This is a genomic window from Paenibacillus phoenicis (assembly GCF_034718895.1).
GTDB classification, from domain to species: Bacteria; Bacillota; Bacilli; order Paenibacillales; family Paenibacillaceae; genus Fontibacillus; species Fontibacillus phoenicis.
The window spans coordinates 1,887,342-1,902,847 of record NZ_JAYERP010000001.1 but is presented as its reverse complement, the minus strand read 5'-3'; the positions used below and the strand labels follow the sequence as shown (position 1 = coordinate 1,902,847).

7 protein-coding genes and 1 other annotated feature (1 of these 8 only partly in view) are annotated in these 15,506 nt (G+C 44.0%); of the genes, 6 read left to right on the top strand and 1 reads right to left on the bottom strand.

Annotated elements, in window-relative coordinates; genetic code table 11:
- Nucleotides 1-564 precede the first annotated feature (564 nt).
- From U9M73_RS08985 to ybiA, 6 genes are all read left to right on the top strand, one after another.
- On the top strand, nt 565-2,334 hold the full coding sequence (locus U9M73_RS08985; protein ID WP_323076904.1) for a fibronectin type III domain-containing protein: 1,770 nt from the start codon (nt 565-567) through the stop codon (nt 2,332-2,334).
- 15 nt (nt 2,335-2,349) lie between these two features.
- On the top strand, nt 2,350-3,231 hold the full coding sequence (locus U9M73_RS08980; RefSeq protein ID WP_127576417.1) for a hypothetical protein: 882 nt from the start codon (nt 2,350-2,352) through the stop codon (nt 3,229-3,231).
- Between the two features lie 10 nt (nt 3,232-3,241).
- On the top strand, nt 3,242-8,452 hold the full coding sequence (locus tag U9M73_RS08975; RefSeq protein WP_323076902.1) for an RHS repeat-associated core domain-containing protein: 5,211 nt from the start codon (nt 3,242-3,244) through the stop codon (nt 8,450-8,452).
- Nucleotides 8,453-8,493: 41 nt separating this feature from the next.
- Nucleotides 8,494-8,883: a DUF5071 domain-containing protein gene (locus U9M73_RS08970; protein ID WP_028539437.1), complete on the top strand. Its 390-nt coding sequence runs from the start codon at nt 8,494-8,496 to the stop codon at nt 8,881-8,883.
- A gap of 1,056 nt (nt 8,884-9,939) precedes the next feature.
- On the top strand, nt 9,940-10,656 hold the full coding sequence (locus U9M73_RS08965) for a hypothetical protein (RefSeq protein ID WP_127576415.1): 717 nt from the start codon (nt 9,940-9,942) through the stop codon (nt 10,654-10,656).
- Nucleotides 10,657-11,246: 590 nt separating this feature from the next.
- Complete coding sequence (gene ybiA, locus U9M73_RS08960) at nt 11,247-11,804, top strand: riboflavin biosynthesis intermediates N-glycosidase (RefSeq protein ID WP_232228354.1); 558 nt, start codon at nt 11,247-11,249, stop codon at nt 11,802-11,804.
- A gap of 399 nt (nt 11,805-12,203) precedes the next feature.
- Here ybiA and U9M73_RS08955 read toward each other — a convergent pair whose 3' ends face one another.
- A complete protein-coding gene (locus U9M73_RS08955) occupies nt 12,204-15,323 on the bottom strand; it encodes a transglycosylase domain-containing protein (protein WP_323076901.1) in 3,120 nt (1,039 codons plus the stop codon).
- Nucleotides 15,324-15,494: 171 nt separating this feature from the next.
- Nucleotides 15,495-15,506: a binding site (T-box leader), on the top strand (it continues 257 nt past the right edge of the window).

The window sequence follows — 15,506 nt, the reverse complement described above, 5'->3', positions numbered from 1 at the left end:
GGCCTATGAAATGAAATAGGACGTCGAAGAGCGCAGGAATACAAAAAAGAGCAGGCTAGCGCCGCCTTTAGGCGCAGTTTGGCAACAAGGGGTTATACCCCAAGAGCAAACCACCCGTTGGACGGGTGGTTATGATTTGAGGAGAGGGGTATACGCCTTTGGGTTGGGCTGGGCTGGGGGCGCGGCTCTGTCGCCGAAACGGAATTATATATGAAAAATCGAATATATTCGCTCAAATATGGCGGATTTGGCCCATTCTATATGAAATTTCATATATAATTGCTCCCTTGCAGCCCGAACTTTGAGATTTTATGTGAAAAATCGAATATATTTCCGCCAAATGGGTAGTTTGCAGCGAATTATGTTCGAAAAATCATATATATTTTGACGAGTTTTGTTTCCTACAAATGCAAATATTTTAACAATTGAAATACAAAATATTTATTAAATAGTGAAATTATCCCAAATTATTTAATATACACTATAACCCAATGGAAGAATAGTATTCTAAATAAAATATAATATGATATTATAGGAAATATATTACAGAAAGGGTGATGTTATTTGTCAGTATTTGCTAGGAGAATAGCTGTTGTTTTAGTTATCGTTCTATTGACGCTATCGTCCACCAGCGTATTTGCGGACAAGTCAAAAGTACGACAAATTACTACTATAGCAGCAAAAAGCCAGAAAGCAATTTCAGTGAAAGAAACGGGTACGCAGGAGCTGCCATTAGGTGAGGAGCGACTCGAATCCAATCCTCAGACCGAAAACGCGCCCGAGTTTCCTCAACAAAACCCGACTCAAAACCCTCAAGAAGCACAACCAGACATAAATCCACAAGATCCGCTCCCAGAAACTACAACAATCCCAACACCTACCCTACTTCACGCACGAACGATTTCGGATACAGAGATTCATTTGGAATGGCAGATCGTCTCAATCTCCGAAACAATTAAACTCTATGAGATTTTTTGTAACGACCAGTTAGTAGGGACAGCTACCGGTGATCAATACAACTTTACAGTCACCGGGTTGGCTCCAGCAACAACTTACATCTTTAAGATTAGGGCGCAGGGGCAGGACAATTCCTTATCAGATTATAGCGAGGCCTTATCAGCTTCAACCCTTCAGCCTGTAGCTATACCACTAAGTCCACCCACTCAGCTTAGATCAGATGTCCAATCGGATACAACGATCAATTTGTCTTGGAAAGTTTCGACAGATGTGCCTACCACCACAAGTGTAACCTATGAAATTTACATGAATGACGTATTAGCTGCTTCTGTTCCTGGAAACGAGACTTTTTATACCTTGACTAGGTTAACACCTGGTACTAGCTATTCGCTCAAAATGAGGACGGTTGCTGAGGACTCAGCTGTATCTGATTTTAGTGAAAGTATCATTGTAAGCACACTCTCAGGAAAAGTGGTGTACGAATTTGAAAATATGCCAGCTGTAACCAATACTGGCGAAGCCCTAAATTTGTTGGAAAACAGCCAATTTAGTGCGGGTTTGCTTGCTAACTATCCTGCCGATCAATTAGGTGACTTTGTGGAGTTTCCATTCACTGCAACACAAGGAATTTACGATCTAGAGCTAAGAATGGAGAAGTCTTCGGAAGGTGGAATCATCAAGATCCTGATTGATGGCGAGCCTGTAACGCAGACTTTGGATTTATATGAAATTGAGGAACGTACGGATTCGGTAGTAACTTTACCGATCAGATTAGATGATAAAGCGGAACATACGATACGTTTTGAAGTGACAGATAAAAATGCAAATAGTGCTGGTTATTCTTTGGGTCTTGACGCGATGTACCTTTCTGTATCGTCACTTGATACCTATGAACCAAACGATGCACCGGAAACAGCAACCGTCATGAATGTTTCCCAGCTCTATGAATCGTATATCTCAAGCTCTACTGATCGAGATTTTTATAAATTATCGGTTGGACAAAGCAATACTTATTTCTTGACATTGTTAGCGCCTAACGGAACTAAGTACAGACTGGACCTGTTCGATGCAAATTTGCAACCACTAGCCGTTAAGCAGATTGTTAATGGCCAAGACACCGATCTTTCGGTTTATTTGGTTCAGAATTCTGTGATATATCTCAAGGTTTCAGTGGCGGATGGAATGCCGATTAGCTCTGACCCTTACCGATTGCGTTGGAGTATTTCCCCCCTTAAACAATACACCTATGACGATGCGAACCGGCTAGTCCGGACGGAATATGAGCAAGGGCTCTATCGCTATCAAACTCAATATGATTACGACCGAAACGGGAATTTGCTCAAACGTACGACGGTAAAAACGCAGTTAAATCCATAAAGGGGTGAAAGAAGGATGAAGATGAACAAAGCAAATCGTAAATGGCTAGCACTGCCGCTTTGCGCGGGGTTAATGGCCTCCTTAATTGGCCCGGGAACGATCGGCTTTGCCGAGGAGGTCGTAGAACAATGGAATCAAGCTCTTCACGGGGGACCGTCTACTGAACACATCGTTCAGGTACCGAATCAAGAACCGTCAATCACAGTGGAGCTTAATAACGATCTATCCCCATTTGAGAATTTCCAAAGTGAAGAACAAGTTGTGTATGAAAGTGTGGAAATTCAGCCCAAGGTTAACCCAAGTATAACGAAGTCGTTGGCGGTGGATGTTGATGCCAAAGATCTTTATCAAGTAACTCAAGATCAGATGGAACAACTCCTTTCGGAGGGATACGCAATTGAAGATTTGTATCGATTAGATGAGTTAGCGAATAAGCAGTTCATAGATCCGATAGCACTGGCGAAACGCAAAGCAGACAGCGGACTAGATTGGGATGAGTTAGAGGTGATTTTGGTACAGGAGATGGAGCAGAAGCAACTTAACGAGTTAGCCAAAGCTCATCCTCAACCGTATGCGCAATTCAAAAAGGAACAATTAAAAGATGAGGATATCCTGAATTTGCTCATTGCATACGACACCGGAAAAGGAACAGTGGCTGAGTTGCTTGGTGCCTACAAAACCGGAGGGGAAAAAGCTGTCGCCAGTTATCAATCGAAATCGGAAAAACAACTGATGCAAACCAATAATGCTAAGACAATAACATCTTCTGTAGATACGGATACCCTTGAGCGAATTCGTTCATTATCCAAGGAAACAGGCATTTCTGAAACGGAGCTTCTCCGTCAGTTACAAGCTGCGAAAGAGGCTAGTAAACAAGCTTTGGCAGGGAAGGAGTAGGGGTATTTTGATGAGACAAGCCATATCATGCTTCAAGAATATTGTAGTGGCTATTTTGATTTTTATTATTGGCTCGCAAGCAAGTGCCCCCAGCGTTCATGCCCAAATCGATAATAAGCAACTGGAAAAGGTGCTTAACGGGCTTGTAACCCCAAAACTAGTCAATGAATCGAATAAACCAAATCTAGCTGACCGCAGCGGCGTCAGCGAAACCATTGATCCAGCGACTGGAACTCTTACGCTCTCTGAGATTGACTTAACTCTTCCTGGGAAGGATGGCCTGGATTTAACTTTGGGACGATTGTACAACTCCAGTCAGGCCGAAGTGGGTACAAAGCGAGTAACCGTTACTTCCGGTTCGTCCCAAACCGTCGGTTCCGGAGCAGGTTATTATGTAACGCTGCTCTATTGGGATATCGCGACAAATAAATACGCAACGTATTTTCCGGGTTATTATGCCGATCAAACCTCAGCGTATAACGTTGCAGATCATTATTTGAAAAATCAACCGGACAGCGGTAGAAGATACATTGACTATAACATCGAGTATAAAACGGTTCAGTATGTGCAGAACTCGTATACGACCACAACGAAAATTTATCCTGATGAAAACTCCTATAGCCGACAACGTTACGACTTAGGCGGAGGTTGGTCGATGGCATTCCCTTCTTTGCAAATCGAGGGGTCATATATTCATTACCATGATGGTACTGGTGCAGCCTATGTTGTGAAGTTTGACGCCAGTAATAAAGGCAAACTGGAGGACTACGGTCGTACTGATGTTGAGCTTTTAAGAGACTCAACTTATACGAACGGTCAAATGACTTCAACTTATGTGCTTGTGGATCAGAACAAAAAGAAAACCTACTTTGGCTCTGATGGAAGACTATTAGGAATTAAGGATCGTTTTGGAAACGAGATTAAATTCACACATGTCAATCGCTTGATGAACGGAAAAAATTACCCAGTAATATCGAAAATCGTGGATTCGATTGGACGCAATATTGATTTTGCTTATCAGAGTAACTTGAGTGATCCTAATTTCGACAAGCAGAATATGACCGAGAACATCACGATAACCGTTAGCCATCCCTCCACGACGGAGAAGAAAACAATCACTTATGCCAAGAAGAGGGAAGAAGTCAGCATTTTTGAAAACGGGACATTGATAGGTAAACGTTATGAACCTTACTTGTATCGAGTTACGGACTTAAATGGTTATAACACTTACTACAACTACTATTTGGCTTCTGAAAAATTCAGTGCGATAAGTAAATCATTAGGCGGTTCAGAGGCGGGGACTGCAGTTTATTTGCTGCAGTATGCGATGTACCCTCATTCTACATCCTTCTATGAATATCAGGTTATTACCCGGAACTGGGGTGGGGAAGGGGCATATCAAGCATTTCAAGTTACATCTAGATTTGATGGCTTGAACCGTTATAACTATGATGACCCAAGTAAAGGGATCTATGCTCAAGGGTTGTATAATAAATTGGATTACACGTATTTCGGTGATGTCACCGGTTACCCAACTTATAAAGTCGAAGAGGTTATCCCGGAGAGCTATCGTTTCGGTTCAGAGTCGTTGAATCAGGATGGCTTGAAAATTAGAACTACGTTTAACGGGAAGAAGCAGCTCTTGATGACCGAGCATACAGCATCAAACGGAGAGAAAATCACCGAAACTGTTCAATCCTATGATACAGCATTCAAGTATAAGCCAACGAAAGTTGAAACAAAAACAACCAGTGGAACCCGGGAGAACAAGCTGTACCAAACCTATAAATATTATAGTTGGGGCGACCTACAGAGCGAAACGCGTCCGTTAACGGCGACTCAGCTTAATGATGCTGCAATGGTCACACAACACACGACGACCTATGAGTATGATGCCAATTTCAAACTACCAACCAAGATCCAATACTATAAAGATGCCGGTACGGTATTAACCGAACTTTATACGTATGATGCTCAGGGCCGCCTAAAAACGGAGCAAAATGCAAATGGCGAAGTCACAACCTATAATTTCACGCAGGCTGCTGACGGTAGAACCTTGGAAACTTTAATCCCATTGGAAAATGGTAAAACAGCAAGAACTGTCGCTTATTACAGTCAGAGCGGTTCATATCAATTATTTCCGACTTCAATAAAATCCTATTATACCAATGATTCTGGGCAAATTACCGAAACAGCAGTTCAACGAACATATAACGTTTTACTTGGACTCATGACTTCAGAAACAAACGCAGATAACAAAACGACGCAATATCAATATGATGTGTATGGGCGTTTGACCAAAACGATTTATCCGGTGAATAACAATCAAAATGGTGAGCGTTATCAGATTGAAGACGTCATCGAATACCATGATCAAACTGTAGATAACAGCCCGGAATATTTTGACGATGAAAATAAATACCTGATCACGACTCGGATCGATTCTTATACGAGGTCGACACGCTTAAATGATAACGCGGTTAATTATGAAAACATTAAACACGAATTTTACGATGGGTTCGGAAATGCCGTATTAATCGGTCAACTTGACAACTATACGATGCGCGAGTTAGTTCTGGCCCAATACCACTATGATATTATGGCCCGGCCAGAATACGTGATCGACACCGTCGGCAATGTATCGACGGCAGACTATGATCCATGGGGACGTGCCTTTGAAGCGATTGACCCGTTCGGTAACTTGTATCGAAGCGATTACGACCTGATTGACCGGAAAACGACGTCCTATTTGGTTGCTGCCAGCGATCTCGCTGCCTTCCGCAGTAACCCCCAGGATACTTTGAAGCGGAATGTACTTGAGTCTTACACCGACCAATGGGGACGAGAGATAACATTAAAGGCATTTCCTAACTGGCCAAATCGTACGACAAACGTAGTCCAAGAGGATTTTGCTTATGATTACTTAGGTAATGTGATGGCATATACAGATCCGAATCGTAATACGACCCGTTATCAGTATGACAAGCTTAGCCGGTTGACTGCGGTGCAAGATGCATTAAATCAAACCACCAGCTATGCATACAACAAACTGGGGCAATTGCAATCAACCACACAGACCGACGGCACGAGAAATTGGACAACGACCAAAGCTTATGACGAGACGGGATTCCTGAAAACGAGTACTGATCCGGCTGCCAATCAGGATGCCTTTTCCCGTAATAAACTGGGGCAGATTACGCTCCGCAAGGACGCGAACAACAACTTGATCAACTACCTTTATGACGATATCGGCCGAAACATTGCGAAAGTCGCGGGTTCGACCACACTCAAGAATATATATCAATTTACGCTGTTTGGACCTTCACGGCAGGAAGAACAACGCAGCGGATCGAATTTCATGACCATATACAACAGTTACAACTTCTATGGTTCTCAGACCTACAAAGCCAACGTGTATGACGGTGTGGTTACCATCGTTCGCCACGAATACGACGATGCGAATCGTCTAAAAAACGTCGCTGACGCGTTTGATTACTTTACGCATTACAGCTACGATAAGACCAGGATCAATCGTGTTCAAACTAACGGTTCTTATCAAGTCACAGCCGCGGAAAATGCCAATGCGCAGTATACCTATGAACCGGACGGTAAACTGAAGCGAGTCACTTATCCTAGACTCTCGGATGGTAGCTATTTAATCACTGATTACACCTATGATGGAATTGGTAGACTGCTCAAAGTAACGAACAAAAAAGGCGCCACTTTGTTGTCTGAATTCCAGTATGCTTACGATGCAAATGGAAATATCATATCTGTGACGGATTCGACCGGGACAACCACTTACCAGTACGACAAGTTGGATCGGTTAACCCAAGTCAAACGCCCGTCTGGCCAAATGATCGTATATGCGTACGATGCACGCGGAAACCGCAAAACCTTGCAAGGTGACAGTCTTATTGAAGACACTAATGAGCAGACCTACACCTTTAATGTCTGGGATCAGCTGAAAAGTGTAACCAAAGAAAATGTTACAACCGAATTTGAGTATGAGATGCAAGGGCTGCGGTTATCTAAGACCACGACGTCAAGAGAACCTGCAGATGCTTCTGGTCAAACTCCTCCACCTGTGACAGAAAAAGTTCGGTATGCTTACAATAACAGTGGTAAGGTGATAACAGAAGCAAATGGTAACAATCAGGCTTTGGCGAACTATGTTTGGGGTCCGGACCGTCTGTTGGCCAAACGAGATGCTGTAACAAACAAAAAGTATTATTATGTTTACAACGGCCACGGTGACGTGGTGCAAATCGTTGACGAAGCAGGCAACACGGTTAACAGTTACCAATATGATGAGTGGGGAAATATCCTCCATCAGGAAGAACAAATCCAGAACGTCTTCAAGTACGCTGGAGAAATGCAGGATGAGGAAACTGGACTGTACTACCTGCGGGCAAGGTACTATGACCCTGCGACAGGACGGTTTATAAGTAAGGATACGTATGAAGGCAGCGTAACAAATCCGCTGAGCTTGAATTTGTATACGTATGTTGAGAATAAACCGTTGAATAATATTGATCCAACCGGCTATTGGTGTGAATCAGTAGTGAATGGAAAAACATATTCGCATGCAGGGCAATGTAGTAATCCAGCAAATAATAACAAATACGTACCGGATTCATTATATTATGCAAATAAAGGAAAGTCGTATTCGGAAATTATTAATATCTATAACAATCAAAAGCAGGCTGCAGTTAACTATGCTAACTCGATTTCTAAAGAAACCAATAATTTTATTACCATAATTAAAAATGAAGTCGCATTGCCGATAAGCGGTAATACATCATCTTTACTAAGTAAGGTTATCCAAGCAGCAGGATTAGCGACTATATTAGGGTTGGAAGCCACCTCTTCTTCTACTAAAACTAATAATGATAAACATTCTCTAATTTTTAGGAGTGGAAATGGCGGTGATGTAAACTTGACACCAAGGCCAGTAATAGATGCAAACGGGCTATCTTATTTTAAACAAGCAAGTAAAGATTGGAAAAGTTTCACTGTTACTTCTATAGAGTTGGTTAAAAAGACAGGAGTATTTACTGTAAAGAGTGATCCCAAAAACCCTAATCATATACTGATTCTTGCTAAAGATCCAATTGAACATCAAATTTGGATGTCTTCAAGAGACGCAGTAAAAAACAATGGTAGTGAACCCTACTACTTAACTAAAATACTACAGAGCATTTCAGTAAGATTAAAGTAGTGAAAAAAACAATATTTATAAGAAAGAGGATGTACTAATAAATGGATGTTGCAAATTATTTACCTAAAGACAAAAGTGATTACGATTCGATTAAATTACTAAAAACTTTATCTAAGGCTGAACTAAAGTTGATTTTACCGGAAATATTAGAATGGACTAAGGATATAAACTGGCCTGTAGCCCCCTTAATTATTGATGAATTGTTAATTCCACTAGGCCAAGACTTAATTCCATCATTAAAAGACATATTAGAATCTAATGATTACGACTGGATACAAAATATTTTGTGGCACTTAATTAGGAAACTTGACACCGGGATTATCTCTAGTTTAAAAGAGGAACTTTACAGGCTCGCTCAACTAAAAAATAAAGATCTCATTGAATACGACATACCCGAAATTGCCAAGGAATTACTCGCACAATCAAAATGACCACAGTTGGCCTTAACAATCCAGAATTGGCTGATGAGAACTTAATCCGTTGGATCTGTGGTAACAAATGAAACGGAACGTGATCACAATGATTGAACCAAACGATTGGCGCTTAAGAAACCAAACAAAGTACTTATTGGGTAAGAAGATGTTATTTCAAAATTACCTTTTTATGAATCAATCATGGGATCATAACCATTGTGAGTTCTGTTGGAAAAATTCCCCGAGGAATGTGATAGAGGTTACGCAACGGAAGAAAAATACTATTGGGTTTGTCCAAGCTGCTTCGAAGATTTTAAAGATATGTTCAATTGGAAAGTTAAATCAGAATAGGGGGACGACAACGGACAACCATCGATATTCTCAAAGCACCCTGGGAAAGAGCAGCAGGGACATAACCTGCTGCTCTTGTACTAATTACCTACTGTAGCTGTCATCACGCACTTCCTAAGTACTTTGCTAATCAGAGTGATGAGGTAAAGACATGGACGACATCCAAAGAATTGCACAGGAAATGTTAAAAAAGGCGGAGTCCATCCGAAATGAGTTGTTGATTTAATCCGATATTGGATCAAAGAAATCAGGTATATCTGTATACTGAAGTCAAGAAAAGAAAGCCAGAATCGTACATCTGGTGTTTGGATCAACACGGACAGCCTTTATGGAAACATCGTTTTCGTGGTGTAATGACTTGGTTCAACCTAAGCCTATAAGGCTTGCTATTAACTAAATTTGTTGATGCGGATCGATATGATGTGGACTTAGTGGCTTATGAAATGCTCAGGATCACACAAAAAAGTAGCGTGAGTACACCTGCTGCTTTTTCATTACTTACTAACTTCATGGCGCCAACATCGCGAACTTATCCAGTACGATGACGATATGACAGTTATACAAGAGGTGATGAAGTAAACATGGAAGAAGTATACTATTGTCCGTAATTAGACAAAAGAGAAGAAACAGACCAGTGTTATGCAAAGTGTATTCATTTTTCTTTTCATAAATAATATCATCTACAAAATGCAAGTGTATCAATTCCAAGGGGGAAGTCATAATTTGAGTCAAAGTGTGAAAGGAAGCTGTAATTCCATTCATAGTGAAGAAGTGTGTTCCAAAATCACTCCGCTATTTTTGTTAAGACAAGAAGCTATGGTGCATTATTTAACGGAAGAACCTATCTTTATGTACTGTAAAGAGAATGAATTATCTGAAGAGAAAACCTTGGAACAGGTGTTAAGATGCAGAGTATGGACCGCAGACAGTATCATTTCATGGTCGTTTTTTTCCGAATACCGTAACTTTCTTGATGAGAGCGGGAAGGAGTCACCTCTTGTTATTAGAAAGGTGTATTGGAATAAAAATCAGGAATATTATTTAAACCTTCCTCCAAATGTGAGAGCAGATCTGATGACGAAATGGCCCGATGCCTTAATACAAAATGTATATGTGTACGCCGAGGATGCACTAGAGCTTATTAGAATGCTCATGAAATTGGATAGCATAATTCTAAAACTAAAAGTTCCAGGTGGAAGAGGAACGGAAGTTGTGTCGACTAAGCTTGAGACAGAAGTAAGACGTTTGTTTGATTGGGGCTTGTATCACCTTAGTTGGAATGAAACCCGTATCAATCCAAGTGTGGAGGGCTATTTTGAGGAATTATTCCGTTATGTTGAAGGCTTTATATCCCGTTATCAAAAGAGCATTCATACCATTAATCTGGATTATACGATTCCGCCGAAAATTTTTAAGAGCATAGTAGAGGGTAATCATTAAAGATTTCATAAAATAGCTAAGACACTTTTTCATGGTAAGCCTTGATACGGAGAATTATCCAAAGTGGGTGATGCAAATATTCACCTATACATGAGGAAAGTGATGATCATAGTGAGCCATCAGAACGATTGGCGCATAAGAAACCAAGCAAAGTACTTATTGGGTAAGAAGATGGTATTTCAAAATTACCTACTTATGAATCAATCATGGGATCATGACCATTGTGAGTTTTGTTGGAAAAAAATTCCCTGAGGAATGTGATAAAGGTTACGCAACGGAAGACAAATACTATTGGGTTTGTCCAAGCTGTTTCGAAGATTTTAAAGATATGTTCAATTGGAAAATTGAATCAGAATAGGGGCACGAAGGCTGACAACCATCGATATTCACCCCAGTACATTCTTTGCCGGAGAGATGAGGTGAAGACAGGGATGACATCCAAAGGATTGCACAGGAAATGTTAAAAAAGGCGGAGTCCATCCGAAATGAGTTGTTGAAAGTCCGTGCGGATCAGAAAGTGATCCGATTTTACGAAACAAATCGTCCCTATGGACAATTTACCAACTTTGCTCTTTATCCAATTGAGATAAATGATAAGGTCTGGCCAACGTCGGAGCATTATTTTTCAGGCACAGAAGTTTGCGGGGAGTGAACATGAGGAAGCGATTAGACAAGCGGAAACCCCTTTTCAAGCTGCACAGATGGGGAGAGATCGATCCCGGCCGCTTCTAAGTGATTGGGAGCAAGTGAAGTTGAAAATCATGCGACAAGCAGTGGAGGCGAAATTCCAACAGCATCCTGAACTGAGGGGATTGCTAGTATCTACGGGAGATTGCTTGCTAATTGAACATACGAGGAATGACCGCTTTTGGGGTGACAACGGCGATGGGTCTGGGGCAAATTGGCTCGGCAAAATCCTGATGGAAACTCGCGAAAAATTATCCGGCTCAGAAGAAGCATTGTTTATATTACCTCCTTGGGTGGCTTTTCCGGAAGAGGATCCAACCAGCTTATTTTGGCGAATGGGGAAGGGGGAAAGTTATCTGGATGAGTACTGGCAGTGGAAGGAGAAGTTAACGGACTTGGCGAAAGAGCAGTACGATGCTTACTTTATTCCTCCATTAGGTTGGGAAGAGCGAGAAGTCTAGGAGGTGTTCCCTTGTTTCCCACAAATAATAAAGGATTGTTATTATCCCAATTTGTCGTGTGGAATGGGGGTGTGAGTATTTCGCCGAAACGGAAATATATATGAAAAATCGAATATATTCGCTCAAATATGGCGGATTTGGCCCATTCTATATGAAATTTCATATATAATCGCTCCCTTGAAGCCCGAACTTTGAGATTTTATGTGAAAAATCGAATATATTTCCACCAAATGGGTAGTTTGCAGCGAATTATGTTCGAAAAATCATATATATTTATACGGACAGCCTTAAGGAAACATCGTTTCACGGTTCGATGAAATAGGAGCACCCACGAGCACAAGATCACACAAGAAAGAGCAGCACCCAAAAAGCAGCAGGCCCACACCTGCTGCTTTTATATTACTTACTATACTGCACCGGCGCCGACGGCGGGGATTCGCCCAGCACGTTGACGGCGGTGACCTGGATCCAGACGGAGCTGGAGTCGGTCTTGAACGAGAAGTGCGGGTCCGAGGTGGAAGCGACCTTCGTGTAGGTGCCGCCTTGGGCATCGGACACGTAGACGTTGTAGCTCGTCACCAGGTCGAGAGCACCGTTCGCGTCCCAGCTCACCGTGAATCCGCGGTCGTCCTTCTTCACGCTCACGTTAGCTGGTGATGCAGGAAGCGGACCGTTGTTGCCATTGTCGCCGATGATGCCGCCGTCGTTACCGCCCGGCGTCTCGTTTTGCGTATCCGGCGTCGAGCCGCCGCCCGGGAATACGCCGCCGCCAAAGACGTTGACGATCGCACTTGGCGCCGATTCCTTGCCGGCCACGTCAACGGCCGTGACGTAGTACGCGGTGGTGAAGCCAACGGATCGATCGTCTGTAATGACCGCCGGATCTCCAACCAGCGCTGCTTTCCCGGTATACTGGAACGTCACGCCGTCGTCTGCACGGTACAACCGGTAGCCGACCACGTCTTTTTCCGTATTTTCGCTAAACGTAATCGTAGCTGCTCCGCTGCCTGCAGACAAGGCGACATTCGCCGGAGGCGCAGGCGCCTGACCGTCATCGACGCGAGGATCTGGTTTGTAAGGCGCATCTTCCCCGGCATCCTTCGGCAGGTAGAAGCTCAGCGGTTTGTGGCTGCCGGACATTCCGGCGAACGCCTGCTCCAGCTGTTCCTTGAGCACTTCGATCGGCGTTTCGCGCTTCACCACAACCTTCTCACGCAGCATATCCGAAGGCGTCGTTTCGAGCGGCACGTAGTTGATGCCTTCGTACGTCACGTACTTAGCTCGAATCAGCACGTCGTCCGGTTCGGTTGGTACGTATTTAGCATTAAAAATATCCGTAACCAGCTTCCCGGCCTGTTGCGTCAACTGCGTTGGCAACTTCCCGCTATAGCCGGATACTGTTTTCGTTACGATACCGTCCGGTTTCGTGAACGCTTTGGTCGCAAACAATTCCGGTCTGCTCTCGGTGACTTCGTTCATAACGAGCGCCCAAATTTTGCGCGCCCGGGATTTACCGGCTTCCGACAACGTGTTCACCGGTTCGCGATACCCGATCCATACTCCCAGTGTGACGTCCGGCGAGTAACCCATAAACCAGACGTCGGCGTAGTTTTGCGTTGTTCCGGTCTTGCCGACAACCGGGATTTTGCCATATTTCTTGAAGTCGCTTTTGATCGATTTACCGGTGCCGTCCGTAATGACGGTGCGAAGCATATCGGTCATCAGGTAAGCCGTTTGCTCGGAGAAGACCCGCTGCGGCTTAACCTCATGCTTGTAGACGATGTTACCTTTCGCATCGGTAATCTTCTCGATCATATAAGCGTCGGTAAACTGCCCTCCGTTGGCGATGGCACTGTACGCATTGGTCAGTTCTTCAACGGTGACACCGTATTTCAAGCCGCCAAGCACGCCGGTTTGCGCGTTGTAGTCTTCATCTTCCAACGTAGTGATGCCCAGCTTCTTGGCAAAGTCCCAAGCTTTGTCGATGCCAACGATATTGTTAAACACCTTAAGCGCGGGGATATTCCGCGACTCATTCAAAGCTGTCCGCGCGGTCACAAGCCCTTTATAGCCGCCGCTGGAGTTTACAGGAATGTGGAAGCCTTTTTGGTAGTCCTTCAAAATAATCGGCGAATCATCAATGATCGAGGCAGGCTGAACTAACCCGGCTTCGAGGGCCGGCAAATAAGCGGCGATAGGCTTCATCGTAGAACCCGGCTGCCGTTTCATTTGCGTCGCATAGTTCATTTGCTCCGTGTAGAAGTCGCGCCCTTCGATCATGCCGAGGATCGCGCCGGTCTTGTTGTCGATCATCATCGAGGCGACCTGCTCCAGGCCCTTCTTCTCACTGTACGGAGAGAAATTGTCCGCGTTCTCCGATACCTTGTGCATGGCGTTGTAGACCTTCTTGTCGATGGTCGTGTACACCCGGTATCCCCCAGTCAGCAGCTCCTGCCGAGCTTCCTCGAGGATGGCCGAGTTGGCGGCAACCTCCTCTTTGGTCATCTCCGGATTGTTGAGCATCGCAAGGACGATCGCGCCTTGCCGTTCCGTCTCCAGCATCAGATACGGGTAGGTGTCATAAGCCTTCTTCGTTGGCTTGGCCAGCGATCCTTTAATATCGAAAGCCATCGCTTCTTCATATTGCGCTTGCGTAATTTTGTTCTCCTCAAGCATGCGCTGCAGCACCAGCTGCTGGCGTTTGACCGCCCGCCCGAATGCCTCCTCGTTAAATTCCCCTTTCCCGTTAAAAGCGGAATAGGTGGAGGGAAGCTGAGGCAGACCAGCCAAATAGGCCGCTTGCGCGATATTCAAATCCGACAGATTGCTGACGTTAAAGAGACCTTTGGCTGCGGCTTTGATGCCGTAAACCTGGTACCCATTCGAACCGTTGCCGAAGGGAACCTTATTCAAATAAGCCGTAATGATTTCTTCCTTGGATAAAAAACGCTCCAGCCTAAGTGCCAGCAGCATTTCCTTAACCTTCCGGTCTTCGGTCTTATCCAGGTTCAGGAACACGCGTCGCGCCAGCTGCTGGGTCAGCGTACTGCCGCCGGTCTGCACGTCCTCTTTAAGCACCCGCTGCTTAACCGCTCGCAACGTCCCTTTAAAGTCGATCCCGATGTGTTCCTCAAAGTGGTTGTCTTCGATGGCGATCACAGCATCGAGCACGATTTGCGGGATTTCCTTATAGGTGACAGGACGGCGATCCTCTTCCGAGCGAAGCTGGCCAATCGGCTGGCCGTCACGGAAATAGGCGAAACCTGTCATTTCATTATGATTGATTTTTGCTTGAATGTCGGCACGCGACCGTACCGGATCGTCCTTAACGATGGAGGATACGTATCCGAATACGGCTCCACCGGCAAACATCACGCCGGCAAATCCAAACAGAACGAGCCAACCCACAATCGCCCAGGCTAATCTGCCTTTTTTGCGCTTCCGGGCGGGTTTTGAGTTTTTTTCGCTCCGGTTATTGCGCCGCAGCTTGCCGGAGTTCTTGTCGTTCTCATGATCCATGCATGATCCTCCTTTATAAACAGCAACATTATAGCATAAAAAAGGGGATTTGGATGTTTTTTCAGCGTATTTTGGCGTGTGATGGAGCCTAGTTCCTGCTCATGACCTAGCTTTCGTAGATTTGACTTTGGGAATGCATCTGTGTTATATAATATTTTAAATTGCAAATCGTCAAAGGCTTAG

Excerpts from the sequence above, each read along its gene's own strand:
- U9M73_RS08975 (WP_323076902.1), top strand. The coding sequence starts at position 3,242 with ATGAGACAAGCCATATCATGCTTCAAGAATATTGTAGTGGCTATTTTG.
- ybiA (WP_232228354.1), top strand. The coding sequence starts at position 11,247 with ATGATAAGGTCTGGCCAACGTCGGAGCATTATTTTTCAGGCACAGAAG.
- U9M73_RS08955 (WP_323076901.1), bottom strand. The coding sequence starts at position 15,323 with ATGGATCATGAGAACGACAAGAACTCCGGCAAGCTGCGGCGCAATAAC.
- U9M73_RS08970 (WP_028539437.1), top strand. The coding sequence starts at position 8,494 with ATGGATGTTGCAAATTATTTACCTAAAGACAAAAGTGATTACGATTCG.
- U9M73_RS08980 (WP_127576417.1), top strand. The coding sequence starts at position 2,350 with ATGAAGATGAACAAAGCAAATCGTAAATGGCTAGCACTGCCGCTTTGC.